Source organism: Microbacterium schleiferi (genome assembly GCF_020781975.1).
In the GTDB taxonomy this organism is placed as follows: domain Bacteria; phylum Actinomycetota; class Actinomycetes; order Actinomycetales; family Microbacteriaceae; genus Microbacterium.
Window position 1 is genome coordinate 205,653 of the sequence record NZ_JAJGNI010000004.1, and the last position, 26,216, is coordinate 231,868.

Sequence of the window (26,216 nt, forward strand, 5' to 3'; positions counted from 1 at the left end):
CGTCGCGGCATAAGCGACGGACCGGCTCGGGGAGAATGTCCCCATGTCCGCATACGAGTTCTCCGCCGACCCGCGTCGTGTCGATCGGGCCACGGTTCACCGGTGGCTGAGCGAGCTGTCGTATTGGGCACGCGGACGCAGTCGCGAGCAGCAGGATGCCGCGATCGAGAACTCTCGCAATTACGGGATCTATGACTCCGAAACCGGCGCGCAGTTGGGTTACGCGCGGATCGTGACGGACGACGCGACCTTCGCCTGGCTGTGCGACGTCTTCGTCTCACCGGACGCTCGAGGTCAGGGCATCGGGAAGGCGCTCATGGCGGGAATCGTCGCCGACGTCGAACCGCTCGGCGTCCGGCGTGTCATGCTCGCCACTGCTGACGCGCACGGACTGTATGCGCAGTTCGGATTCGAGGGTGTCCGCGCGCCCGAGAAGTACATGGTTCTCGGCGCCCACTGACACCGCTGCGTCGATGTCGGGGCTGCACGGTACGCTCGCGTCATGCATCGCCTCACGCGGGACGAAGCGCGCAGGATCGCCGTGCGTGCGCAGTTGCTGGATGCCGATCGTCCCGGCGATGTCGTCGAGGTCGCCGAGCAGCTCGGCAGCATCAAGATCGATCCGACAGTGACGATCGCACCCGCCGAGCAGACCGCGTTCTGGAGCCGGATCGGATGGGGCTACGAGCCGGGACAGCTGAAGAAGGCCGTCGAAGACGATTGCCTGCTGTTCGAGTTCGATGGTCGGTTCTTCGCGTCCAGTCTGATGCCCGACATGGTCGCGTTGATGCGCGCCCGGCAGCTGCGTGCCGCGTCTCGCGAATACCTCGAGGCGAACGCCGCCTTTCGCAAGGACGTGCTCGCTCGGCTCCGCGCCGAGGGGCCGCTGCTGGCATCCGAGATCCCTGACACGAGCGTGGTGCAGCGCAGCAACGAGAGCGGCTGGTACGGATCGAACCAGGTGCCACGGATGCTCGAACTGCTGTCGGTCATCGGCGAGGTGGCCGTGGTTCGACGTGAGAACCGGCAGCGCGTGTGGGACCTTGCCGAGCGGCTGTACGGTCCCGATGACGGGTCCATCACCGCAGAGGAGGCCGAAGAGCGGTTGCAGCAGCGGCGCCTTCATGCCGCGGGTATCGCGCGACAGAAGTCGCCCTGGAGCGAGGTCGGTATGGCGGGGGAGCCGGCCGAGGTCGAGGGGAGCGCGTGGAAATGGCGAGTCGACCCCGAGGCGATCGCCGCGCTGGGAGATGACCCGGGTGGCCGGGTCGCGATCCTCAACCCGTACGACCGGATGCTCTTCGACAGGCCGCGCCTCGCTGAACTGTTCGACTTCGAGTTCATCCTCGAGCAGTTCAAGCCCAAAGCCCAGCGTGTGTACGGCTACTTCGTGCATCCGATCCTCATCGGTGACCGTTTCTCTGCGCTGATGGATGCCGAACTCGACAAGAAGAAAGAGAACCTCGTCGTCTCCGCGGTTCACGAACTGATCCCGTTCGATGACGAGGAACGCGAGATGGTGGATGCCGAGATCCGCGATCTCGGGGAGTGGCTGGGTGTTCCCGTGGTGTTTGCCTCGGGACGCCGATAGACCCCGGCGCGTACCCTCGGATCATGGCGCACCGGATCTTCACGACGAGCTTCGCGTCGGTCTACCCGCTCTACGTTGCCAAGGCAGAGCGCAAGGGCCGGTCGAAAGGCGAGGTCGACGAGATTATCGCCTGGCTCACGGGCTTCGATGAGGGCGATCTGGCACGACACCTCGACGAGAACACGACGTTCGAGGAGTTCTTCGCGGATGCCGACCTCAATCCGCGCGTCTCGGCGATCACCGGCGTCGTCTGCGGCGTTCGTGTGGAAGAGATCGAGGATCCGCTGATGCAGAAGATCCGCTACCTCGACAAGCTGATCGACGAACTTGCCAAGGGCAAAGCCATGCCGAAGATCCTCCGGGAGGCGTGACGGTGCCTCTCGTCGACCACCTCGCCCTGACTGTCGACGACGTGCCCGCCGCCGCGAGCCAGTTCGAACCTGTGCTCCTCGCGCTCGGGTACACCCGAACGGATGCCGGCAGCATCGTGTTCTGGACCTGTCCAGGAGAGTCCGAACTCATCTTCTATCCAGCGCGCGAGCCGGGGACGGGCCCGCACCGCCACGGTCGGGTCGGCTGGCAGCACCTCGCGTTCGCGGTCGGCTCGCGCGCCGAGGTTGACCGACTCCACGAGATCGCGGTCCGCGCTGGGTGGACGATCGTGCGTGACCCGAAGCCGTACCCGCGCTTCACGCCCCGCTACTACGCATCCTTCGTCGAGGACGCCAACGGTATCCGCATCGAGTTCATGCACAACCCACCGCGGGAGTCGACGGACTGACTGTGCCCCGGAGCGCCGGGACCGCTCGTCGGGCCCTGCTGCTCAAGGACGCAGTCGCGTAGTCGGCCCCGCCCTCTGCCTGACGGCAGAGCGTCGGATGGCTCTGGCGCCGAGCCGCGATCGGCCATAGCGGTATCTCGGTATCTCCGGGTCGGGCCCTCCGTTCAGTCGCGCCCTGACGTTGGTCACGAGACCCGGAAGTCGCGCGAAGGCGCGACCGAGTGACGGTGCTCAGTGTCTCCGGGCACGAGGTGTTCTTCGGTCGCGCCTTCGTGCGGGTCACGGGCGGCGACACCCGCATTTCGGCGCGACTGAAGAAGGACGTCCTAGCTCACGGCGGTTTAGACCGCCGGGCTCTGCCTGATCCTTCGCGCTGGTCGGGGCGGCGAAGAGGCATCGGGTACGATGGACAGGCTGTTCTGGTGACGTGTCTGAGCGGCCTAAGGAGCACGATTGGAAGTCGTGTGTGCGTGCAAGCGCACCGTGGGTTCAAATCCCACCGTCACCGCCATTGTCCTGAGCCGCGTCACCGTTTACGAACGGGTCGCGGCTCAGGGCTTTTTCGTCTAGCCGCGGGTGAACAGGCCGAACACGAGCGAGCGCGGCGCGACGAGAGCGATGGAGCGTCGAGCAGGAGACGCCGCCAGCATCACCTGCCCCCGAACGTCTCGTGCCGCACGCACAAGCGTCCCGCGCTCGGTTCCCTCACCGCCAATCCGGGCCCCCGACGCCGTGCGGGCACCTGCCAGTGCATACGACTCGCGTTCGATAGCCGACACGAGTATGGACATGGCATCCGCATCAACGCCATGCTCTCGCACGAGCCGGTCCCCGAGCATCCGCGGGGTGTCGCTACCTGCCACGCGGATGCCGAGATCTACCGCCGTATCCCGAACGATTGCCCACGCGGCAACCGCATCACCGCGCGCGGCCGAAGCAAGCCGCCGCCGTCGGCGCAGCTCAGCCACAACTCCCGGCGCCGCCAGAAGAGCAAGCAGCCCCATCGCGAAGGCTCCCCAGCCAAACGCCGCCAGGTTGCGCTGCAGGGGAAGGGGAAACGTGGCATTCGGGGTGTCGAGGTTCTCGGAGAGGGCCGACCGCGTGGGTTGCGGCGTCGCCGACGGCGCAGATGACACCGTCGGCGTGGGGCCAGCCGCATCATCCTGCGCGGCATCCGTGGCCGAGCCGAACCGCGTCGCCGTTCCGAGGCTGTTGGTGGGTTCGAACGCGACCCAGCCGATCCCATCGAAGTAGACCTCGGGCCACGAGTGAAGCTGTCCGCTGAGCACCGATCGCACGTTCTGCCCGTCGACGACGGTGCTCGTGTTGACGCCGGGCAGGTAGCCCACGACGATCCGGGAGGGCATGTCGAGAGTTCGGGCCATCAGTGCGAACGCCGACGCGTAGTGCACGCAATACCCCGACTTCACGTCGAGGAACGATGCCACCGCATCAGCGCCTGACCCATCGAACCCCTGCTCAACCGGGGCGTCGAGCGAGTACCGGAAGTCAGCCCCGCGGAACCACGACTGCATCGCGATCAGGGCGTCATAGTCGTTCGTGGTGCCAGCCGTGATCTCTCGCGCTGTCTGGGCGATGATCTCGGGAAGATTGTCAGGCAGAGCGGATGCCGTCTCCCGAACCCGGTCGGGGTTGGCATCCGCCGCACGGATTTGGTCGAGAGTTGGTTCAGGAACGCGGGTTTCGACGACATACGACTGCCCTTGGGTCGCGCCGTTCTCGCCCACCACCGTCCGATTGAGCGGCATCGTGTTCCAGGAGCCCGACAGGCCCTCGACGTCCACCGCGGGGAAGGGCACCGGGAGCCAGGATGACGAGAGATCGGTGATCTCGACAGTCGTGAGGTAATCCGCAATCTCGATCCCGGGGGACGCCTCGACCTCCCCGAAGGCGCGGGAGCTGTCCAGCGGAAGTGACCATGTGCGATCGGGTTGCCAGACGGCGCCGGTGAACTCGCTGAGCGTTGCCACGCGCAGGTACGGAGGCAGAGGCGCGGTCGAGCGCATCCGCAGGACCTCGATCTGCTCAGGGCGACGCAGATCCTGCCCGAGCGAGAGGGATGCGTCGATTCCCGCGGTACCGCTTCCGGATGCGACCCGGGGACCGGGCTGGGGGAGCGAGGGTGTGATGATGAGGGTCGCGACCAGAGCGAGAGCTCCGATACCTGCCGCGACGGCGGAGGCGCCGCTCGCGCGTCCACTCCTCGGTTCCCGGCCGCGGGTCTCGGCGCGAAGCAACAGCAACACAGCCGCCGCGAGCAGCGCGAACGACCAGAGGTTGACGGCGCTGGGCACCGTCAGAGCAGGGATCAGCGACACCGTGAACAGTGCGACACCGGCCAGCAGCGGCATCCGTGCTGTCAAGGCAATGTGATCCACAGCAATCGTGAACAGGCCCGCTGCCCCGACCACCAAGAAGCTCAAGGCCGGGGTCGGAACCATGGGGGCCGCGCTGTAGAAGATCTCCTCGGATGCCGTGACCACGAGGCCCGCTGCCTGATCCACGCTCGCAAAGACCGGGATGATTCCCCACAGCGCGGTCTCTCGCAGGAACACGACGGTGACAACGCCGATCGTGAGGGCAAGCTCGACCGCGCTGATGCCGATCGCCGACATCCGGGTACGGCGAAGCAAGAATCCTGTGACCATGATCGCCGCCGACAGCGCGAGGGTGCCCCAAATCCAGGCGCCGGGCGCGATGACTCGCGTCACCGGAAGAAGGGCGGCAACGATCCCGACCATCACCCCGATCGTCAGTAGTGCGTCAGAACGTCCGGTTCGCATCCCCCGCCAGCGGGCCCTGCGAGCAGCTCTCCATCGTGTCGACCAGCTCATCGCCTCTGACCCTGGTCTCGCGCGTCGTCCCACCAGCCGGGCATCTCGGGGCCCACGCGAATGGCCTGAACCCGCCACCCCAACTCCGCCGCTCGGTCGAAGGCGTCAGCGCTGGCGTCGGTGGCCAGCAGAATCGGCAGGGTCGTGTGTGCGCCGATCGGAGCGAGGGCGGCGACATCGGCCTCCGAGAGGGTGCCGGTAATGATGACGATCGGGCCGCTGCCGACGCGGGCGAAGGCGCGCGGTAAGTCATGGATGTTGTGCCCAGTGCCGGCGACGATGGTTGCGCAATCTGCGGCGAACGCGTCGAGGAGTGCTTTCTCGCCCGGTTCGATGGGCTCGTGGAGGGGTGTTCCGTCGCTCTCGAGCACGCTCACGGTGTAGCCGTCGTGGGACAGTTGCGCGACAGCCGACACGGTAGTGGCAACTGCCGCCTCGAAAGCGGGATCCTGCCCGGGCGCTGCGGCGGCCCCGGCGCCCCAGCGCGCATCGTCCCGGTCGATCACGACGACGGCATCCGGTGCAGCCTCATTCTCTTCCTGGCGCACCATGAGTCCGTCGTGGTGAGCTGACGCACGCCAGTGGATGCGGCGCATCGAATCCCCTGGCTGGTAGGGGCGGGCCAGCAGATTGTCCACGCCATGGCCGCGCTGCGTGTGGGTGGCGTGGAGCGCCCCACCCGCTGTCGCCGTCATCGCCCGCAGTGCCGTTACCTCGACCTGCGCGGGAGCGACCCGGACCGATTCGGCTTCGATCACGCGCACCGCGCGTCGGGCGAGCCCGAAGGGGTCTTCGGTGATGACCCGCAGCGGACCGAGAGCGTAGGTGCCACGCGTGCTGGGCGTCACGCTATATGTCACCGAGGCTGCCTTGTCGGCCCCGCCCCAGTTGAGGTCGCCCTCAAGCTCGCCGACGAAGACCGGGTCGGCGAGCTCGTGCCACCGTCCGGACCTGCCCATCATGCGCGAAGGCGGCCGGAGCGTCACCGTGACGGTCGTGGGTTTGCCGACCGTCGAGACGTCGGGAACGATCCGCCGAGGCGTGGCGGTGGGAGCCGCCCGAAACCAGAGCGATGCGAGACTCCCCGCACACACCACCACCATGAGGACACCGAAGAACATGAGTTCGACGACGCCGGTCTCTCCCGCGATCACGAACGAAGCGATGGCGAGGATCAGGGCACCGGTGCCCCGAGGCGTAAATGGCCACCAGCGCATGTCACCGCCGCGAGGCGAGCGGGACGCGGGCGCTTGCCGCGATCTGATCGAGGGCATCCGCCACCGCGGCTTCGCCGTGGTTGGCTCCGCCGGCTGCGCGTGTGGCGATCAGGCGGTGGGCGAACACCGGATGCAGGAGGCCGGTGATGTCGTCGGGGATGACAAAAGATCGTCCCTCCAGCGCTGCAGCCACCTTGGCAGCTCGAACGAGTTGCAGCGTCGCGCGCGGGCTCGCTCCGAGCTTCAGGTCGGGGTGAGCGCGGGTCGCCTGAGCGAGGGAAACGGTGTACTCCTCGATCGCGGGCGCCACATGAATATGCCGCGCCGCGACGATCAGCTCAGCCACCTCGTGGGTTGTGACGACGGGTCGGACGGATTCGAGCGGGTTGACTGTCTCACGCTGGCGCAGCATGAGGGTCTCGGCGCGTGCATCCGGGTAGCCCATCGAGATCCGCATCGTGAACCTGTCGCGCTGCGCCTCGGGAAGCGCGTACGTCCCCTCCATTTCGAGAGGGTTCTGGGTGGCGACGACCAGGAACGGATGCGGCACGAGGTGTGTGTGCCCGTCGACGGTGACCTGCCGTTCCTCCATCGCCTCCAGCAGTGCGGATTGGGTCTTGGGGGAGGAGCGGTTGATCTCGTCGGCGATGACGATGTTGGCGAACACGGCACCCGGTTTGAACTCGAACTCACGCTCGATGGGGTTGAAGGCCGAAACACCGGTGACGTCGCCCGGGAGCAAGTCGGGCGTGAACTGGATGCGTCGCACCGCGGCGTCGATGGATGCTGCCAGCGCCCGGGCAAGCATCGTCTTTCCGACTCCGGGGACATCCTCAATAAGAAGGTGCCCCTCGGCGAGCAGGCAGATGAGTGCGCTGCGAGCCGCTTCCGGCTTGCCGTCGATCACGGATGTGATTGCCCCGAGGATCGCGTCGGTGACCTCGGCGAAGCGCTCCACGGCGATTGGCGGGCTTTCTGCGGTGACCCGCTCCTCGCCGATGACGCTCTCGGTCATGCCGACCCCCTCCGCCTGTGCGCGCGCCGCCTCGTCGGATATGCGGCGCCTCGTCGGTCGTTGCACAATCGTAACCTCGGCTGACCGGGTGCGGCTCTGGGAGGACGCCGCGAATCCCGGCGGGACGAATGGTTAGACTAGGGGAAGCTCTCCGCGCGGCGGCATCCAGGCCAACTCCCCCAGGACGGAAACGTAGCAAGGGTAACCAGGCTCTGCCGGGTGCGCGGAGAGTCTTTTCATGCCCGCGTGGTCCTGACGCAACGGGGCGTGAACATTCGGTTGCCTCGGGTTTTTCTCCGGTAGGCACCCGGCGGCGCCCCCGCGGTCGCACCTAGGCTGATGGGGTGGCGCAGAGCATCTTCATCACCTCGGCAGAAGGTCACTCCGGAAAGTCCACGATCGCCCTGGGGGTGCTCGATGCGTTGAGCCATGCCACCCCACGCGTCGGCGTGTTCCGAGCGATCGCCCGCTCGACCACGGAACCCGACTACGTGCTTGAGATGCTCCTCGCGCACGACGGCGTCGACCTGCCCTACGACGACTGCATCGGTGTGACCTACGACGAGGTGCGGGCTGACCCCGATGCGGCTCTCGGGAAGATCGTGGAGCGCTACAAGGCCGTTGAGGCGCAGTGTGACGCCGTCGTGATCGTGGGGAGCGACTACACGGACGTCGGGTCACCCGCGGAGCTCGGCTACAACGCCCGCATCGCGGCAAATCTCGGTGCCCCAGTCTTGCTCGTGATGAGCGGCCGAACCGGCGAAGCGGAAAAGCTCGGGTCGTCACCTGCGCGAACCCCCGAGGAGATTGGCCAGATCACCGCACTAGCACTGGCCGAGCTCGCCCACGGACGAGCGGGGCTCCTCGCGGTGATCGTCAACCGTGCGGATGCGGAGCGGATCGAAGACGTCGTCGGATCCGTGCGTGAGGTCATCGATCACGCCCGCGAGCCCGAGCACGTGGCATCCGACGGTGTCGTGCCGGTGTGGGCGATTCCCGAGGACACGTTCCTGGTGGCCCCCACGATGCGCGAGGTTATGGCGGCGATCGATGGAACCCTGATCAAAGGCGACGAGGAGTTGCTCTCGCGCGAGGTCCTCGGTGTCGTGATCGCGGGGATGTCGATGGTCAACGTGCTGCCGCGGCTGAGTGAGAGTTCCATCGTCATGATCCCAGCCGACCGCACCGAGGTGCTGCTGGCGACGCTGCTGGCGCACTCCTCGGGCACGTTCCCGTCGATTTCCGGCATCCTGCTCAACGGCCCGTTCCCCCTGCCCGAACAGATCGACAGGCTGATGGATGGCGTCTCCTCGAACCTGCCGATCATCGCAACCGATGAGGGCACCTTCGAGACCGCCGTCAAGGTCATCAATACGCGGGGACGCTTCGCCGCGGCATCCCAGCGGCGGTACGACACCGCGCTGTCGATGTTCGAGCAGTACGTCGACACCGCGATGCTGAGCAGATCGCTCGGCTTGGCGCGGTCGTCAGTCGTCACCCCACTCATGTTCGAATACCAGCTCGTGGAGCGGTCCCGCGCGGATCGGCGGCGGATCGTACTTCCCGAGGGAAACGACGATCGCGTCATCCGGGCCGCCGCGACAGTCCTCGCGCGCGGCATCGCCGACCTCGTCATCCTCGGCGATGAGGGCGATATCCGCACGCGAGCGGCAGAGCTCGGCGTCGACCTGACAGCAGCGCAGATCATCAGCCCGTTCGACCCCCACTACGTCGAACAGTTCGCGCAGGAGTACGCGCGCCTGCGGGCCCACAAGGGGATCTCGCTCGATCAGGCAGCCGACACCGTCACCGATGTGTCCTACTTCGGGACGCTGATGGTTCACCTGGGCCTGGCCGATGGCATGGTCTCGGGCGCTGCGCACACGACGGCGCACACGATCCGTCCGGCGTTCGAGATCATAAAGACCAAGCCGGGTGTCTCGGTGGTGTCGAGCGTCTTCCTCATGGCTCTGGCCGACCGCGTGCTCGTGTACGGCGATTGCGCCGTGATCCCTGATCCCACTTCTGAGCAACTCGCCGACATCGCGATCTCGTCTGCAGCGACAGCCGCGCAGTTCGGGATCGACCCCCGCGTCGCGATGCTGTCGTACTCGACGGGGGAGTCCGGGTCGGGGGCGGATGTCGAGAAGGTGCGCGCAGCCACCGCCTTGGTCCGCGACAGGGCGCCGGAACTGCTCGTCGAGGGCCCCATCCAGTACGACGCAGCGGCTGACGCGGCGGTTGCCGCCGCGAAGATGCCCGGTTCACAGGTCGCCGGTCGCGCAACAGTCTTCGTCTTCCCGGACCTCAACACCGGGAACAACACCTACAAGGCGGTCCAACGCTCGGCCGGAGCTGTCGCGATCGGGCCCGTCCTGCAGGGGCTCAACAAACCCATCAACGACCTGTCGCGGGGCGCGCTGGTCGACGACATCGTGAACACCATCGCGATCACCGCGATTCAGGCCCAAGCGGATGCCGACACCTCGGCTCCAGCATCCAGTGAGAAGGAAGGGACCACCGCATGAGTGTCGTCCTCGTCGTCAACAGCGGTTCGTCGTCATTCAAGTACCAGCTGATCGACATGGACAACGAAGCGGTGCTCGCCTCGGGCCTCGTGGAACGGATCGGGCAAGAGAACGGTCACGCGCGTCACACCGTCACCGCGGCGGAGTTCGCCCCGGATGAGCCGGCACCGACATTCGTGAGCGCGACCTCCGAGCGAGACCTGCCGATTCCCGACCACACCGCAGGCTTCCAGGTGATGCTCGATGCCTTCGCTGCGCACGGCCCCTCACTGCAGGCGAATCCGCCCGTCGCCGTTGGTCACCGCGTCGTGCACGGTGGGGCGCGCTTTTTCGAGCCGACGCTGGTGACTCCGCTGGTGCTCATCAACATCGAAGACCTGTCGGTACTCGCGCCCCTCCACAACCCAGGGGCGGTGCAGGGCATCCGTGCCGCACAGGAAGCGTTCGACACGATTCCTCACGTCGCGGTCTTCGACACCGCGTTCCATCAGACGCTCGCCCCCGCCGCCTACACGTATGCGATCGACCGGGAACTGGCCGAGCAGCATCGCCTGCGCCGGTACGGGTTCCACGGCACCTCGCACAAGTTCGTCAGCGAAGCCGCAGCGGCGTTCCTCGACCGGCCGCTGGGAGACCTGAAGCAGATCGTGTTCCACCTCGGAAACGGAGCCTCGGTCACCGCGATCGACGGTGGTCGTTCGGTCGACACGTCCATGGGGCTCACACCGCTGGAGGGACTTGTCATGGGCACCCGTTCGGGCGACGTCGACCCGGCCATCGTGTTCCAGCTTGCGCGACGCGCGGGGCTCTCGATCGACGACCTCGACGATCTGCTCAACAAGCGCTCGGGACTGCTCGGCCTGGCGGGGGCCTCCGACATGCGCGACATCGAACAGCGGCGCGAGGACGGCGATGAGGCGGCGACGCTGGCCTTCGACGTCTACATCCATCGCCTGCGCACCTACGCCGGCGCGTATCTCGCGCAGCTGGGCGGCGTGGACGTCATCTCCTTCACCGCCGGCGTCGGCGAGAACTCGCCCATCGTTCGCGCGGCGGCGCTCGAAACCCTCGGGTTCGCGGGAGTGGAGATCGACCCCGAGCGCAACGACCGGCGCGAGCGCGGCATCCGTCGCATTTCCACTGACACGTCTGCGGTGAGCGTTCTGGTCGTTCCGACCGATGAAGAACTCGAGATCGCTCGGCAAACTCTCGGCGTCGCGCAGCGCTGACGACACGCAAACCAGCGTCGCGGCAAGGCCGAACTACTACGCTTGCACCACGGCGTCAGCCGCACCCGATCTGTTGCCATGGCTCGTGCCAACGCTTTCGACATCGCCACCCGCCGGGAGGTTTCCTGTGGCCGACGCTCTTCCCGATCTCACCGCCTACGACGCGGTGCTCTTCGATCTGGACGGGGTGTTGACGCCGACCGCCGAAGTGCACATGCACGCATGGCAGGCGATGTTCCAGGAGCTCTTCGCGACCTGGAACATCACGCCGGAGTACACCGAGCGCGACTACTTCGAGCACCTCGACGGCAAGAAGCGCTATGACGGCGTCGCGAGCCTGCTGTGGAGCCGTGATGTCGAAGTACCCTGGGGCGACCCGAGCGACTCGCCTGAGATCGACACCGTCTGCGGCATCGGCAACCGCAAGAACGCTGTCTTCGAGAGCGTGCTGCGAAGCGAAGGAATCGCGCCGTATCCGGGCTCGCTCGCGCTGCTGGACGTGCTGCGGGATGCCGGTACCCGGATCGCGGTGGTCTCGAGTTCCAAGAACGCCCGGGAAGTGCTCACGGCCGCCGGCATTATCGATCGCTTCGAGGTGATCATGGACGGCGTCATCGCCGAACGCGACGGGCTGGCCTCCAAGCCCGCCCCCGACGTGTTCGTCGAGGCTGCTGCGATGCTCGGTGTCGACCCGGCATCCAGCGCGGCCGTCGAAGATGCCCTGTCAGGGGTACGTTCCGCGGCTGCTGGCGGATTCGCGCTCGTGGTCGGCGTCGACCGTGGCGTCGGAGCCGAGGTGCTGCGCGACGCTGGCGCACACGTGGTGGTCTCCGATCTGGCCGAGTTCCTCGACGGCGACGGTGCCGGCATCCCTACCGCTGCTCTCGCACCCGAACCGGAGGAGTCCGCGTGATCGATCGTGATCGCTACCCCATCGACCCATGGCGGCTCGTCGAGACGAGCTACTCGCACGACGAGGTCGGGGTCTCCGAGACACTCTTCGCCGTCGGTAACGGCTACCTGGGCTTGCGGGGCAACAGCCCCGAGGGTCGCTTCGCGCACGAGCACGGCACCTTCATCAACGGCTTCCACGAAGTCTTCCCGATCCGGCATGCGGAGCAGGCGTATGGGTTCGCCGAGGTGGGCCAGACGATCATCAACGCCCCGGATGCCAAGATCATGCGGGTCTACGTCGATGACGAGCCGCTGTCGCTCGACATCGCCGATGTGCGCGAGTACGAGCGCGTCCTCGACATGCGCGACGGTGTCATGCGTCGACGCATCCTCTGGGTGACACCGTCGGGCAAAGAGGTTCTGATCGAGGACGCGCGGCTGGTGTCGTTCGAGGAGAAGCACCTCGCGATCTTGCGGCAGACCGTCACGGTGCTGAACGCCGATGCTCCGGTCACCATCAGCTGTCAGATCATCAACCGGCAAGACGGCGAGGATGTCTATGGCGGCACTCCCGTCGCGCCCAAGAAGGCGGGCTTCGATCCTCGCAGGGCTGAGCGAATCCACCAGCGCGTACTCCAACCACAGGAGTACTGGCAGGACGGCGCGCGATCGGCGCTTGCCTACAAGGCCACCGAATCGGAGATGACGATCGCGGTCGTCGCCGACCACATCATCACCACCGACAACGAGTACGACCCGCGGCGCCTGATCGAACCCGACATCGCCAAGAACGTGTTCCGGGTGCGGGCGAAGGCCGGCGTGCCGGTCACCGTCACCAAGCTCGTGAGCTACCACACCTCGCGCGGTGTTCCCGCGCGAGAACTGGTCGATCGGTGCCGCAGGACCCTTGACCGCGCGGAGGCCGAGGGCGTCGATACGTTCTTCACGCGCCAGCGCGAATGGCTGGATGCGTTCTGGGAGCGTTCGGACGTTCGGATCGGCGGCCATGACGATCTGCAGCAGGCGACCCGCTGGTGCCTCTTCCAGCTCGCCCAGGCTGCCGCGCGGGCCGATGGGCTCGGCGTCCCCGCGAAGGGTGTCTCGGGGTCGGGCTACTCGGGTCACTACTTTTGGGACACCGAGATCTACGTGCTGCCGTTCTTGGCTTATACGACCCCGCAGTGGGCGCGAAACGCACTGCGGATGCGGTACCTCATGCTTCCCGCCGCGCGTCGGCGCGCGCGTCAACTCAACGAGGCCGGGGTGCTCTTCCCGTGGCGCACGATCAACGGTGAGGAGGCCTCGGCCTATTACGCCGCTGGCACCGCTCAGTACCACATCAATGCCGACGTGAGTTTTGCCCTCGCGAAGTATGTGCGGGCGACGGGCGACACCGAGTTCCTCTATCGCGAAGGCGTCGATATCGCCGTCGAGACCGCCCGGATGTGGGCGAGCCTCGGGTTCTGGCGTGAGACGGAACTCGACTCCGAGCGGTCGTTCCACATCCACGGTGTGACGGGGCCCGACGAGTACACGACAGTCGTCAACGACAACCTCTTCACGAACGTCATGGCTCGCTTCAACCTGCGTTTCGCTGCCCACACGTTGCGCGACATGGCCCTGGACGCTCCCGAGGATTACCGCCTCATGGTGGATCGCCTGGGCCTGGGGGAGCACGAGGTCGAGGCGTGGGAGGCCGCGGCTGAGGCGATGAACATCCCGTTCAGCGATGCCTTCGGCATCCACCCCCAGGACGCCGTTTTCCTCGAAAAGGAAGTCTGGGACCTCGAGAACACATCGCCCGACCAGCGGCCGCTGCTGCTGCACTTCCACCCGCTGGTGATTTACCGGTACCAGGTGCTCAAGCAAGCCGACGTGGTGCTGGCGCTGTTCTTGCAGGGCAACCACTTCACCGCCGAAGAGAAGCTGGCCGACTTCGAGTACTACGACCCCCTGACGACGGGGGACTCGACGCTGTCGGCAGTCGTGCAGGCGATCCTCGCTGCCGAGGTCGGCTACCAGGACCTCGCCCTGAGGTACTTCCTCGACTCGATCTATGTCGATCTCGGCGACCTGCATCACAATGCCGCGGATGGCGTGCACGTCGCCTCGGCCGGTGGCGTCTGGACCGCGCTGGTCAGTGGATTCGGAGGTATGCGCGACCACTTCGGGGAGTTGAGCTTCGATCCGCGGCTGCCTGCCGACTGGCCGGAGCTCTCCTTCACGCTGCACTGGCAGGGCACGCGGCTGCAGGTGACGATCGCCCGCGACCGGATGTGGTTCGCGGCGGGGCCGGGGCAGAGCGTCTCGTTCTCGGTGCGGGGCGCTCAGTACGTCATCGACCCCGAGCAAGAGCTGATGATTCCGCTTGCCGATCAGGGTCCGGTGATTCCCGGCCGACCCTCGATTCGTCAGTTCGCGGATGTCACCCGCGACGACGGGTCGCTGTTGTCGGCATCCGTGCCGGTCGTCACGACCTCGATCCCGATCGTGGGGTCGCCGGAGACGTTCGAGAGCGTGCCGGATCAGCTGCCGCAGGCCGCTGACCCGATGTCGTGACCACGCCCTAGGCTGGACGAATGACCACCGCCCTGTACCGCCGGTATCGCCCCGAGGCGTTCGGCGAGATGATCGGGCAGAGTCAGGTCACCGAACCGCTCATGACCGCGCTGCGGGGCGACCGCGTCGGGCACGCCTACCTGTTCTCCGGGCCTCGCGGGTGCGGCAAGACGACCTCGGCGCGCATCCTAGCGCGGTGCCTGAACTGTGCCCAGGGACCGACCGACACCCCCTGCGGTACGTGCGAGAGCTGCATCGAGCTCGGACGCGGCGGCGGGGGATCCCTGGATGTCGTCGAGATCGATGCTGCCAGCCACAACGGTGTCGATGACGCTCGCGATCTGCGGGAGCGCGCCGTCTTCGCACCCGCACGTGATCGGTTCAAGATCTTCATCCTCGACGAGGCGCACATGGTGACGCCGCAGGGATTCAACGCCCTGCTCAAACTCGTCGAAGAGCCTCCCGATCACGTGAAGTTCATCTTCGCCACGACCGAGCCTGAGAAAGTCATCGGCACGATCCGGTCGCGCACGCACCACTACCCGTTCCGACTCGTCCCGCCGGCGGCGATGCTCGAGTATGTGGGCTCGCTCTGCGAGAGCGAGGGCGTGGTCGTCGATCCCGGTGTGCTGCCCCTGGTCGTCCGCGCCGGCGGCGGGTCCCCGCGAGACACGCTGTCGCTGCTCGACCAACTCATCGCGGGCTCGGAAGGCGCCGTCACGTACGAACGCGCGGTCGCACTTCTCGGGTACACGCATGCCGAGCTTCTCGACGAGATCGTCGACGCCCTCGCGGCATCCGACGCCGGCGCCGTCTTCGCCGCCGTCGACCGGGTTGTACAGACCGGGCAAGACCCGCGCCGCTTCGTCGACGATCTTCTGGAACGGCTGCGCGACCTCATCGTCGTCGCCGCGACGGGGGACGGCGCCGCAGCAGTGCTACGCGGCGCATCCCCCGAAGACCTCCAGCGGATGTCGGCGCAAGCAGACCGGTTCGGCGCTCAACGGCTCTCGCGCACAGCGGATGTCGTTGTCGCCGCGCTCGACGAGATGACCGGTGCCACCTCACCGCGACTGCAGCTCGAGCTCATGTGCGCGCGCGTTCTGGCGCTGGCCACCGCCGCTCCAGCTGCTTCCTCTGCCCCTGTGGCCGCTGCCCCGGCACCCGCTCCAGCTGCTTCCCCTGCCCCTGCGGCCGCTGCTGCCCCGGCGCCCGCCGCTGCTCCCACTCCCTCGCCCGCGCCTACGGAAGCGAGCGTTTCGGAGACGAGCGTTGCGACAGTGCCTCCCGCGCCACCGACCGAGCCGGTGACGCTGGACGTGGTTCGGGAGCGGTGGGCTGCGGTACTTGCCGCGCTGGAGAGCATCAGTCGCTCGTCATGGTTGCTGGTGTCTGTCGCGACAGTTGCCGATTTCTCGGGCGACGTGCTCACCCTCACGTTCGCGAACGCTTCCGACGTCGCCAAGTTCAAGCATCTTCTTGCCGGCGCAGGACCCAGCGAGGATCTTCGCACCGCGATCAAGCAGGTTCTCGGCATCCGGGTGAAGTACCTTGCCAAGCACGACCCCGCGGGCGGTCCCTCGGACTCGTCGGGCCCTTCAGACGGCGGGCCTTCTGGCGGGCCGGGCCCGGGCGAGGCGCCCCGCACGCCGCAGCCCGGCGGCGGCGCGAGTGCACAGCCCGGAGGCGGCACGCCGGCCCCGCCTCGTGGCGGCGGAACGACAGCGCAGCCTCGCGGCGGAGCGAGAGCAGCTGCCGCAGCTCCTGCCGTGACGGACTGGGCGGTCGCCCCCATCCCTTCGTCCGAAGCGCCGACCGCGGTCCTTGCGTCTTCTCTCGCGGTCGATGACGAGCCCGAGGATGCGCCGGTCGGTCTCGCTGTGCAGCTTCCGGCTCCCCGGGAGGGCGACGTCCTCGACGCTGATGAGCCCTCAGCCGACGATGATGACAGCGAGGGTGCCGATCTGGATATCGCCCCCGAGCAGGCGCCCGTCGTCGCGCAGCGGATCGCCCGGGCTCCCGACGGAACGCAGCGCTACGGGGAAGCGGTGGTGCGCCAGCTGCTGGGGGCGCGCTTCATCCGTGAAGAACCGCACGCATCACCCACGAGGTTCGGCTGAGCATGTACGACGGCATCGTCCAAGACCTCATCGACGAGCTCGGTCGGCTTCCCGGTATTGGGCCGAAGTCGGCGCAGCGCATCGCATTTCACATCCTGCAGACCCCGTCGTTCGACGTGTCGCGACTGTCGCAGGTGCTCGCCGAGGTGCGGGAAAAGGTTCGGTTCTGTGAGCTCTGCGGCAATGTATCGGAGCAGGATCGCTGCAGCATCTGCCGCGACCCTCGCCGCAACCAGACGCTGATTTGCGTCGTCGAGGACGCGAAGGATGTCGCGGCGATCGAGCGCACGCGCGAGTTCCGCGGGCTCTACCACGTCCTCGGCGGGGCGATCAGCCCGATCGCGGGTGTCGGTCCCGACGATCTGCGCATCGCGCAGCTCATGCAGCGACTTGCCGACGGTACGGTTCAGGAAGTCATCCTTGCCACCAACCCGAACCTCGAGGGTGAAGCTACAGCGACCTACCTGTCGCGCCTGCTGACCTCCCTGCAGATCACAGTCACGAGACTCGCCTCGGGTCTGCCGGTCGGTGGTGATCTCGAGTACGCCGACGAGGTCACGCTCGGTCGCGCCTTCGAGGGTCGTCGCTCGATCTGAGTCGGGTCAGCAGAACCCGGCTTCTCAGATGCGGAACCGGGCGCGCGCGTTCATGACACTCGTGAGGGTCGCCCGCACCGGCTGCCCGAGGTAGATGCCCAGTGATGCGCCGACAGCCAGTGCGATACCGATCACTCCGGCGTTCACGAGTGTCCCGAACCCCACGAGCATGTGAGCCGGGTCCTCACCTGACTGCACCAGCGTGAGCAGGCCCCGGAAGACCATCGCACCGGGCACCATTGGCAAGATGGCTGCCGCCGTCACGGCTACCGACGGCACGTGGAGGCGGTAGGCGAGCAGGATGCCGATGAAGCTGCCGGCGAGGGCGCCCACGCCGCATGCTGCGGCGGTGTCGAGGCCGATGAGCGACGCCAGAAGGTAGCCGGTCCAGGCTGCGACGCTTAGTGCCGCGCTGACGAGGATGATCCGCATCCCTGACCCGTTGATGACCGCCACCGATACGGCGATCAGTGCGGCGCCCAGGAACTGCAGCGGGATGGCGCCGAGGGGGAGAGCCTCGCTCGGAGGATCGACGGTGAGCCCGATAAGGCTGGCGACCTGCAGACCCACCAGGATGCCGATGACAACGCCGAGCGTCTGAGTGGTCAGTTCCAGGATGCGTCCCGATGCGGTGAGGGCGAACCCGTCGATCGCATCCTGGGCTGCTCCCACGACGGTGAGGCCGGCGAGCATCAACACGATCGCTGAGGCGACGATGACGGAGGGGCGTGCGTCAGCGGCGCCCGGCAGGCCTGTTCCAGCCAGCGCGGGAGCGAGCGATGCGAACAGCGTCAGGACTGCGGCGGCGGTGATCTGGCTGAAAAAGAACGGCACCCGTGCCCGCGCGAGACCGAATTGTGTGAGCGCGGCGAGGGCTGCAGCGAGGAACGCGAGAACCGTCACAACGGGATTGCCGCCGAACATGATCGCAACGCCCACGGCGAGCAGGCCCTGCGCTGCGACCACGATGATCGGTCGACGGGAGAAAGGTGTTCGTCGGATCCCGGTCAGGCGCGCCCGCGACTCCGGTAGCGCAAGGCCGCTCGTGACCTCGTTCAGGAGCGCCTGCAGTCGCAGCAGTTTCTCGTAGTCGGGAGCCGCCGCCCGGACAACGCGCAAAAGCGTGATCGGACGGTCTTCGCCACTGCGGTGATAGGCAGCAGTGATCGAGTTGTATGTGACATCCACGTGCACCGGATGTAGACCGTACGCGCCGGCGGCGCGCACGATCGCAAAGGTCACCTCTGAGGCGGGAGCCCCAGTCACCAGCATCGTCTCGCCCAAGCGGACGGCGAAGTCGAGGATGCGCACCGCAGCGGCGTCATCGACGATCGGAAGCGCTTCGGTCGCCGGGTAGGCGTCTGCGGAGATACGGAAGAGGCGGCCAAGTGGATTCGGTAGGCGACGCCGACGTTGCATGGCGGAAGCTCCCAGGTCGTCACGGATGGCTTCGTCCACCCTACGTGCCGCGTTCCGGTGCTACCTGGCGCCGACGGTCCCCATGACGTGTTCGGCATGTGCGCCTCCGTAGAATGGGTCGCTGGGTTCGGCATCCGAGCCTGTCATCCCGGGAGTTGCATGTGGCGCTGATCGTCCAGAAGTACGGTGGGTCGTCGGTGGCCGACGCCGAGAGCATCAAGCGCGTCGCCAAACGGATCGTCGACACACGTCGTGCCGGTCACGACGTCGTTGTCGCCGTGAGCGCCATGGGCGACACGACCGACGAGCTTCTCGACCTCGCGGGCCAGGTCGCACCGATTCCCGCTCCGCGCGAGCTCGACATGCTGCTTTCGAGCGGTGAGCGGATCTCAATGGCGTTGCTGGCGATGGCGATCTCGTCGATGGGCTTCGAGGCGCGCTCGTTCACCGGCAGCCAAGCCGGCATGATCACGGATGCCACGCACGGCGCCGCCCGCATCGTCGATGTCACTCCCATTCGACTCCGCGAGGCTCTCGACGAGGGCGCCATCGTGATCGTCGCCGGATTCCAAGGCTTCAACCGAGACACCCGTGACATCACGACCCTCGGCCGCGGTGGCTCCGACACGACCGCTGTGGCGCTCGCAGCGGCCCTCGAGGCCGACGTCTGCGAGATCTACAGCGACGTGGACGGGATCTTCACCGCCGACCCGCGCGTCGTGCCGATGGCGCGAAAGCTTGATGTCGTCTCCAGCGAAGAGATGCTGGAGCTCGCCGCCAATGGTGCGAAGGTGCTCTACATCCGCGCCGTCGAATATGCCCGCCGTCACGGCGTCCTCATTCATGCCCGGTCGACGTTCAGCTCGAGCGAGGGCACCTACGTCCTGGGTCCGGGCCAGTCCCGTCCCGATGCTCCGGAGGGAGTCACCATGGAAGAACCCATCGTCGCGGGGGTCGCCACCGACCTCGGTCAGGCCAAGATCACCGTCATCGGCGTCCCGGATGTGCCCGGCAAGGCAGCCGAGATCTTCAAGATCGTCGCCAAGTCGGGTGCGAACGTCGACATGATCGTGCAGAACGTGTCGGCTGCCGCCACCGGACGCACCGATATCTCCTTCACGCTCCCCAAGCAGGATGCCGCGCCGGCGCTGAAGGCGCTCGCCGCCGACCAGAGCGAGGTCGGCTTCGAAAGCCTCGTGCACGACGACCAGATCGGCAAGCTCTCGGTGGTCGGTGCGGGGATGCGCACGCATTCGGGCGTATCAGCGACCCTCTTCGAGGCGCTGAGCGTTGCGGGGATCAACATCGAGATGATCTCGACCTCCGAGATCCGGATCTCGGTGGTGCTTCGCGGCTCCGACATCGCCGAGGCGGCTCGCGTCGTGCACACCGCCTACGGGCTGGATGCCGACAGTGCCGCCACCGTCTACGCCGGCACCGGCCGCTAAACTCTCTGCAACCCCGCAGTCGCACCACCCGCGGCTCGCACCGCACCAGCTCCACTGTCACAGACGGCGGTCCACGACCGCCGTGCGCATCGTTCTGTGACAGCGGAACGGACGAGGAAGCACAATGACCCGCATCTCCGATTCAGGACTCTCCGTCGCCGTCGTCGGCGCCACCGGCCAGGTCGGCACCGTGATGCGCGAGATTCTCGCGGAGCGGTCGTTCCCGATCGGGGAGCTGCGGCTGTTCGCCACCGCTCGATCTGCCGGCAGCGCTGTCGAGTTCGGCGGTCACACCGTCATCATCGAGGACGTCGCAACCGCCGACCCGGCGGGCATCGACATCGCCCTGTTCTCGGCCGGAGCGACCGGCAGCCGTGCCCACGCACCGCGCTTTGCGGCGGCTGGTGCCACCGTTATCGACAACTCCAGCGCCTGGCGCATGGACCCCGAGGTTCCCCTCGTCGTGAGCGAGGTCAATCCGCACGCGATCGACCAGGCGGTCAAGGGAATCATCGCGAACCCCAACTGCACGACGATGGCCGCGATGCCGGTGCTGAAGGTGCTGGATGCCGAAGCCGGGCTCGAACGCCTCATCGTCTCGACCTACCAGGCAGTGAGCGGCTCGGGCCTTGCCGGCGCGCAGGAGCTGCTCGGCCAGGTCGAGGGTGTGCTCGCCCAGGGCGACACCCTGCGCCTCGTGCACGACGGCTCAGCTGTCGATTTTCCGCAGCCCGAGAAGTACGTTGCGCCCATCGCGTTCGACGTCATCCCGTTCGCCGGCAACCTCGTCGACGATGGCCAGAACGAGACCGACGAAGAGAAGAAGCTCCGCAACGAGAGCCGCAAGATCCTCGAGCTCCCCGACCTCCGCGTCGCGGGAACGTGCGTGCGCGTTCCCGTGTTCACCGGGCATTCGCTGAGCATCAATGCCGAATTCGCGCGCGAGATCACGCCCGAACGTGCGCGGGAGATCCTCGCCGACGCTCCGGGCGTCAGCCTCGACGAGGTGCCGACGCCGCTTCAGGCCGCAGGCAAGGACCCCAGCTTCGTGGGACGCATCCGCGCCGACCAGTCCGCTCCCGAGGGCAAGGGGCTCGTGCTGTTCATCAGCAACGACAACCTCCGTAAGGGTGCAGCGCTCAATGCCGTTCAGATCGCTGAGCTGGTCGCCGCGCGTCTGGGTGCACAGGTCTGATCCCGATCTCTCGACGTCGAGATATCGTTCCAGCCGCCCGTAGACTTGACCGGTGACCGAACCCGTCGACGTCCTGCTGATCGGTGGCGGTGTGATGAGCGCCACCCTGGGCACCTTCATCTCCCAACTCGAACCCGACTGGACCATCGAGGTCTATGAGCGGCTGGGCGATGTCGCCCTGGAAAGCTCAAACGCCTGGAACAACGCCGGGACGGGGCATGCCGCCCTGTGCGAGCTGAACTACATGCCGGCGGCAGCCGACGGCAGCGTGGATCCAGCCAAGGCGATCTCGATCAATGAGCAGTTCCAGCTCAGCCGCCAATTCTGGGCATCGCTGGTCGAGCGCGGCATCCTGGACGAACCGTCGACGTTTATCAACTCGACGCCGCACATGACATTCGTGCGCGGCGAGAAGGATGTCGCGTACCTCAAGCGCCGCTACGAGGCGCTGAAGACGCAGCCGCTGTTCGCCGGGATCGAGTACAGCGAAGACTCTCGGGTCATCAACCAGTGGGCTCCGCTGCTCATGCAGAAGCGTCTCGCGAGCGACGAGCCGTTCGCGGCGACGCGCGTCCCGGCCGGCACGGATGTCGACTTCGGTGCCCTCACCAGACAGCTGTTCGACAACCTGAAGCAGCATGGTGGTCGGGTCGTGACCGACCGCCAGGTGACGGGACTGAAGAAGCTGAAGGACGGCACCTGGGAGGTGTCGTGGCGCAACCAGGTCGGTCGCACTCCCGGCAAGACGCGGGCACGCTTCGTGTTCGTCGGCGCGGGCGGATGGGCAATCAAGCTTCTGCAGAAATCCGGTATCCCCGAGATCAAGGGATACGGCGTCTTCCCGATCGGTGGGCAGTGGCTCAAGACCAGCAACCCCGCCCTGGTGGCCCAGCACCGCGCGAAGGTCTACTCGCAGGCATCCGTCGGTGCGCCGCCCATGTCGGTGCCGCACCTTGACACTCGCGTCGTCGATGGTGAGACCTCGCTGCTGTTCGGACCGTTCGCGACGTTCAGTCCGAAGTTCCTCAAGCGCGGCTCGATATTCGACATCATCGCCCAGGTTCGCCCCGGCAATCTGTGGCCGATGATCAAGGTCGCAATCGACAATCCAAGCCTCATCCGGTACCTGATCGGAGAGCTCCTCAAGAACAAGAGGCGCAAGGTCGACAGCCTCCGCACCTTCATGCCGACCGCCAAGGACGAGGACTGGATGCTCCTGAACGCCGGCCAGCGCGCCCAGGTGATGAAGAAGGATCCCGAGAAGGGCGGCGTGCTGCAGTTCGGCACCGAGGTCGTGAGTTCGGCCGACGGCACGATCGCCGGCCTCTTGGGTGCCTCCCCGGGTGCCTCGACTGCCGTGGCGATCATGCTGGGCATCCTGAAGTCGAGTTTCCCCGACCGCATCGACGAGTGGGAGGGGACGCTGCGCGACCTCATCCCGAGCTACGGCGGGCACCTCAACAGCAACCCGGATGCCGCGCAGCAGACCCTTGCCGAGACCGCGAACGTCCTCGCGCTGAAGGCGTAATGCTCGCCTATCCGTCGAGCTGAGATCCGAACGTGGCGAAGCTGTACTTCCGGTACGGAGCGATGAACTCCGGAAAGTCCACCGCCCTGCTGCAGGCGGCGTACAACTACGAGGAGCGCGGTCAGCACGTGCTGCTGGCCAAACCCGCAATCGACACGAAGGAAGCCGATCACATCTCGAGCCGGCTCGGTGTGACGCGTCCCGTGGACTTCCTCATCCCTCCCGTCGCTGACCTGCGTGAGCTGTTCGCGCACCACCGGGAACAGTTGGTTCGCCGCGAAAACGAAGCGCTCGTTCCCGAAGCCGAAGGCCGTCGCACGGATGTCGCATGTCTCCTCATCGACGAGGCGCAGTTCCTCACACCCGAGCAGGTCGACGATCTGCTCCGGATCGTCGTGCTCGATGGTGTACCGGTGCTCGCGTACGGCATCCGCACTGACTTTCGCACCCACGCGTTCCCGGGATCGCGACGGCTTCTTGAGCTCGCCCACTCGCTCGAAGAGCTCAAGACGATCTGTCGGTGCGGCCGTAAGGCGATCTTCAACGCCCGTCTGGTCGGCGGGAGGTTCGTCTTCGACGGTGATCAGGTCGCGATCGACGAGCTCTCGACAGACCGGGTCACGTACGAGTCGATGTGCGCCGAGTGCTACCTGCGCGAGTCCGGCGGGCGCATCGACGGACGCTGAGCCCCTCCGTCCGCGGCGGCCTCAGGCGTTGGCTTCGGCAGGCCGCTGACGCGGCGGCAGCGGTACCAGCATCGATGTCGTCCGCTGGTACTGCGTGTATTCCGGGTACTTGGATGCCGAGATCGACTCGGTGAACACTGTGGAGCCGATAAACAGGACGGTCAGCAGTGCGGCGCCGATGATCGTCCAGTTGATGGCGCCGCCCCAGAGTCCCGCGCCGGCGGTGACGGCCGCTGTGGCGCCGAGCGCGTAGAACGCCCACCACTGCGCCTGCTCGAAGAAGAAGTTCGGATGCCGGCTGTAGCGCCACAGTCCGGTAGTGAGGAATCCGGGCTCGAGGGTACCGCCCGCAGCGTGCTTGGCCTTGTGGAAGTCCCACTGTTGCTGATCGGCGATGAACTCGCCGGCGAGGAACAGCACGAACAGTGCGGCGAAGGCGGCATCCCATCCGGTGAAGGGCGTCGGATTCTGCCACGCGATGAGGGCGGGGAGGGAGATCAGCACGAGCAGCGCGTTCTGGTACAGCACGATGAAGAACACGTTGAAGAGTTGGAACTGCGCGGGCGACATCCGGGCCCGCAGGATCGCCCACCGGTAGTCCTCCATCCCGGTGTAGCCGCCCTTGCGGGCGAAGTTGAACGTCAAGCGTGCACCCCAGGCGGTGACGAGGACCGCCATGACCACCAGACGCGTCGCATCCTCGCCGGCCACGAGTGCGGCGACCGCGAACACCCACACGTAGACTGCGGGCACGATCGACCACAGCCGGTCGACCCACGAGGTGTCTTTCGTGATGATCGAGGCGACCCAGCAGAACAGTGAGACAGCGGCGGCGATGCCGATGACGACAAGGAGGGGATCCATGCCCCCACGCTAGCGTCGGCGCAGGGGTTTTGCGTGGTCATCGCGCGTGCGCGTTTGGTGGTGGTCAGACCACTGGGTAGCCTGAGGCAGACGAAGGAGTGCCTGTGACGGATGCCCCGGCCAAGGCCTGGCGGATCGTGCTGGATCGGATCGAGAGCGATCTGATGAGTGGAGAACTCGGTCCCGGCGACCGCCTGCCGCCCGAGCGCGAGTTGGCGACGACCCTCGGTGTCGGCAGATCGAGTGTTCGCGAGGCGCTGCGGGTGCTCGAGGTGATGGGGCTGATCCGCACCGGGACGGGTTCAGGCCCGACTGCCGGTGCGATCATCATCGGCACGCCGTCCGGCGGCATGTCGGCGCTGCTGCGGCTGCAGCTGGCGGCGCAGAGTTTCGCAGTCGAGGATGTCGTCCAGACCCGTATTGCGCTCGAATCGGCTGTCGTTGCCGACCTCGCGTCCGCAGAGTCGCCCGTGCTCGTCGACGTTCAGCGGGTGCTGGCCGCGATGGATGACGAGTCGCTGAGCCCCGAAGAGTTCGTCGCCCTTGATGCCCAACTGCATCTTGCGCTGGCCGAAGCTGCAGGCAACGGCGTCACGGTGGCGATGATGGGAGGCCTCCGTGACGCGATTGAGGGATATGTGGCGCGGGGCATCCGTCGAATCGCCGACTGGGACGGCGCTGCTTCCCGCCTGCGCCACGAGCACCACCGGATCGTCGAGCTCATCGGCGAGGGCCAGGCCGAAGCTGCGCGTGCCGCAGTAACCGACCACATCCGCGGCTACTACGCGACGGTTACCGCTCCGACGGAGTAGGCAGCGTCGGGATGAGCGCCTCGAGGAACTCGGCGGTGTCTTCCCAGCCCTCGACAGCCTGGCAGGTGACGCCCATGGCGAGCACGGGGTAGTCGTTGCCGTCCGGGTCGAGACGGTCACCGACGAAGAGCATGTCGTCGAGCGCGATGCCGGTCTGATCGGCGAGCTGACGCATCCCGTAGGCCTTATCGATTCCGCGCGCGGTGATATCGACGGATGTCGATCCGCCCGAGCGCACCTCGAGGTCTGGCACGCGAGCGGCAACTGCTTCGCGGAGCCGGTTCTTCTTTTCACCCGTCGGATCCCAGGCCATTTTCGCGTCGACAGGGGCCTGCTGCCCGAGGGCGGAGAACGTGATCTGCGAGCCGCGGTCTTCGAGGATCTCGCCCCAGGTCTCGGACTCCCACAGCCCCAGACGCTTGGCCTCCTCCTCGACGGCGGTGATGGCGCGCTGCTTCTCATCGTCGGCGAGCGAGTGGGCGTAGATCGTGTCGATACCGTCAGTGCTCAGCCGGTAGTACTGCGTGCCGCAGGTGGGGAGCAGGTGCAGCCGAGCGAGCGTGTCAGCTGAGGCCTCGGGAAGACGGTCGACGACCTGCATCGTGAACTGCGCGAGCTGCCCACCCGAGATGATCGCGACCTCGACGCGTGCGGCGAGAGCGACGAGCAGATCGCCCATGCGCGGATCGATCGCGCTCTTCGAGGGAGCGAGAGTGTCATCCAGATCGAACGCAACCAGGCGGGGAGGGGTGGCCATCAGGATCCTTCCGGGAGGGGGCGACGACACCGTCAGGTCTTGATTGTTGTGATCTTGCTCGATGGTCGGGGTGCGCCCCAGGGCCACTCCACACGCCGCGTTGCGTCGTGCGGAGCCTCGGG

Annotated in this window: 21 protein-coding genes, 1 tRNA gene and 1 other RNA gene; 17 read left to right on the forward strand and 6 right to left on the reverse strand. The window is 66.7% G+C overall.

From position 1 onward, the window contains the following. Positions 1–43: 43 nt before the first annotated feature. The 5 genes from LL236_RS06645 to LL236_RS06665 all read left to right on the forward strand — a co-directional run bounded on the left by LL236_RS06645 (position 44) and on the right by LL236_RS06665 (position 2,883). Entirely contained in the window at positions 44–460 is a 417-nt protein-coding gene (locus tag LL236_RS06645) for a GNAT family N-acetyltransferase (protein ID WP_228177981.1), read from the forward strand. A 42-nt stretch (positions 461–502) separates the two neighbouring features. Continuing rightward, a complete protein-coding gene (locus LL236_RS06650) occupies positions 503–1,591 on the forward strand; it encodes a DNA glycosylase AlkZ-like family protein (protein WP_228177982.1) in 1,089 nt (362 codons plus the stop codon). Positions 1,592–1,614: 23 nt separating this feature from the next. Beyond that, a complete protein-coding gene (locus tag LL236_RS06655) occupies positions 1,615–1,962 on the forward strand; it encodes a DUF2200 domain-containing protein (protein WP_228177983.1) in 348 nt (115 codons plus the stop codon). Beyond that, entirely contained in the window at positions 1,959–2,372 is a 414-nt protein-coding gene (locus LL236_RS06660; protein WP_228177984.1) for a VOC family protein, read from the forward strand. The genes LL236_RS06655 and LL236_RS06660 overlap by 4 nt, the downstream gene beginning before the upstream one ends. 421 nt (positions 2,373–2,793) lie before the next feature. Then, positions 2,794–2,883: transfer RNA gene (locus LL236_RS06665), tRNA-Ser, on the forward strand. 55 nt (positions 2,884–2,938) lie between these two features. Here LL236_RS06665 and LL236_RS06670 read toward each other — a convergent pair. Genes LL236_RS06670 through LL236_RS06680 form a run of 3 tightly spaced genes read right to left on the reverse strand, consistent with a single transcriptional unit; the run spans position 2,939 to position 7,459 of the window. Then, the gene (locus tag LL236_RS06670) at positions 2,939–5,176 is read right to left on the reverse strand and encodes a transglutaminase family protein (protein WP_228177985.1); all 2,238 of its coding nucleotides are present in this window, start codon (positions 5,174–5,176) and stop codon (positions 2,939–2,941) included. A 47-nt stretch (positions 5,177–5,223) separates the two neighbouring features. Then, positions 5,224–6,444, reverse strand: a complete 1,221-nt coding sequence (locus LL236_RS06675; protein ID WP_228177986.1) for a DUF58 domain-containing protein — start codon at positions 6,442–6,444, stop codon at positions 5,224–5,226. A gap of 1 nt (position 6,445) precedes the next feature. Beyond that, on the reverse strand, positions 6,446–7,459 hold the full coding sequence (locus LL236_RS06680; RefSeq protein ID WP_228177987.1) for an AAA family ATPase: 1,014 nt from the start codon (positions 7,457–7,459) through the stop codon (positions 6,446–6,448). A gap of 142 nt (positions 7,460–7,601) precedes the next feature. On the opposite strand from LL236_RS06680, the gene ffs reads away from it, so the two are divergent. From ffs to recR, 7 genes are all read left to right on the forward strand, one after another. Further along, positions 7,602–7,698: signal recognition particle sRNA small type (ffs, locus tag LL236_RS06685), an RNA gene on the forward strand. 105 nt (positions 7,699–7,803) lie between these two features. Continuing rightward, on the forward strand, positions 7,804–9,987 hold the full coding sequence (gene pta, locus LL236_RS06690) for a phosphate acetyltransferase (RefSeq protein ID WP_228177988.1): 2,184 nt from the start codon (positions 7,804–7,806) through the stop codon (positions 9,985–9,987). Then, complete coding sequence (locus LL236_RS06695) at positions 9,984–11,216, forward strand: acetate kinase (protein WP_228177989.1); 1,233 nt, start codon at positions 9,984–9,986, stop codon at positions 11,214–11,216. Before pta ends, LL236_RS06695 begins: the two co-directional genes overlap by 4 nt. Positions 11,217–11,343: 127 nt before the next feature. Continuing rightward, positions 11,344–12,129, forward strand: coding sequence for an HAD family hydrolase (locus LL236_RS06700; RefSeq protein ID WP_228177990.1), 786 nt, complete (start codon positions 11,344–11,346; stop codon positions 12,127–12,129). Continuing rightward, positions 12,126–14,669: a glycoside hydrolase family 65 protein gene (locus tag LL236_RS06705; protein WP_228177991.1), complete on the forward strand. Its 2,544-nt coding sequence runs from the start codon at positions 12,126–12,128 to the stop codon at positions 14,667–14,669. The genes LL236_RS06700 and LL236_RS06705 overlap by 4 nt, the downstream gene beginning before the upstream one ends. 20 nt (positions 14,670–14,689) lie before the next feature. Beyond that, positions 14,690–16,789, forward strand: coding sequence for a DNA polymerase III subunit gamma and tau (locus LL236_RS06710; protein WP_228177992.1), 2,100 nt, complete (start codon positions 14,690–14,692; stop codon positions 16,787–16,789). 2 nt (positions 16,790–16,791) lie between these two features. After that, positions 16,792–17,385: a recombination mediator RecR gene (recR, locus tag LL236_RS06715; RefSeq protein WP_228177993.1), complete on the forward strand. Its 594-nt coding sequence runs from the start codon at positions 16,792–16,794 to the stop codon at positions 17,383–17,385. Positions 17,386–17,409: 24 nt separating this feature from the next. Here the strand turns inward: recR and LL236_RS06720 are convergent, their stop codons facing one another. Continuing rightward, positions 17,410–18,843 carry a threonine/serine exporter family protein gene (locus LL236_RS06720; RefSeq protein WP_228177994.1) on the reverse strand — a complete coding sequence of 478 codons (1,434 nt, stop codon included), beginning with the start codon at positions 18,841–18,843 and terminating at the stop codon, positions 17,410–17,412. A gap of 122 nt (positions 18,844–18,965) precedes the next feature. Here LL236_RS06720 and LL236_RS06725 point away from each other — a divergent pair, with 122 nt between their 5' ends. The 4 genes from LL236_RS06725 to LL236_RS06740 all read left to right on the forward strand — a co-directional run bounded on the left by LL236_RS06725 (position 18,966) and on the right by LL236_RS06740 (position 23,661). After that, on the forward strand, positions 18,966–20,252 hold the full coding sequence (locus LL236_RS06725; RefSeq protein WP_228178037.1) for an aspartate kinase: 1,287 nt from the start codon (positions 18,966–18,968) through the stop codon (positions 20,250–20,252). A gap of 124 nt (positions 20,253–20,376) precedes the next feature. Next, entirely contained in the window at positions 20,377–21,447 is a 1,071-nt protein-coding gene (locus tag LL236_RS06730; protein ID WP_228177995.1) for an aspartate-semialdehyde dehydrogenase, read from the forward strand. Positions 21,448–21,499: 52 nt separating this feature from the next. Next, a complete protein-coding gene (locus LL236_RS06735) occupies positions 21,500–22,975 on the forward strand; it encodes a malate:quinone oxidoreductase (RefSeq protein WP_228177996.1) in 1,476 nt (491 codons plus the stop codon). A gap of 32 nt (positions 22,976–23,007) precedes the next feature. Then, positions 23,008–23,661: a thymidine kinase gene (locus LL236_RS06740; protein WP_228177997.1), complete on the forward strand. Its 654-nt coding sequence runs from the start codon at positions 23,008–23,010 to the stop codon at positions 23,659–23,661. Positions 23,662–23,682: 21 nt separating this feature from the next. Here LL236_RS06740 and LL236_RS06745 read toward each other — a convergent pair whose 3' ends face one another. Next, positions 23,683–24,525, reverse strand: coding sequence for a DUF1295 domain-containing protein (locus LL236_RS06745; protein ID WP_228177998.1), 843 nt, complete (start codon positions 24,523–24,525; stop codon positions 23,683–23,685). 104 nt (positions 24,526–24,629) lie between these two features. On the opposite strand from LL236_RS06745, the gene LL236_RS06750 reads away from it, so the two are divergent. After that, positions 24,630–25,337, forward strand: coding sequence for a FadR/GntR family transcriptional regulator (locus tag LL236_RS06750; RefSeq protein ID WP_228177999.1), 708 nt, complete (start codon positions 24,630–24,632; stop codon positions 25,335–25,337). Here LL236_RS06750 and LL236_RS06755 read toward each other — a convergent pair. Continuing rightward, positions 25,318–26,094 (reverse strand): HAD-IIB family hydrolase, encoded by a 777-nt coding sequence (locus LL236_RS06755; RefSeq protein WP_228178000.1) that lies wholly within the window; start codon positions 26,092–26,094, stop codon positions 25,318–25,320. The genes LL236_RS06750 and LL236_RS06755 overlap by 20 nt on opposite strands. Between the last annotated feature and the right edge of the window lie 122 nt (positions 26,095–26,216).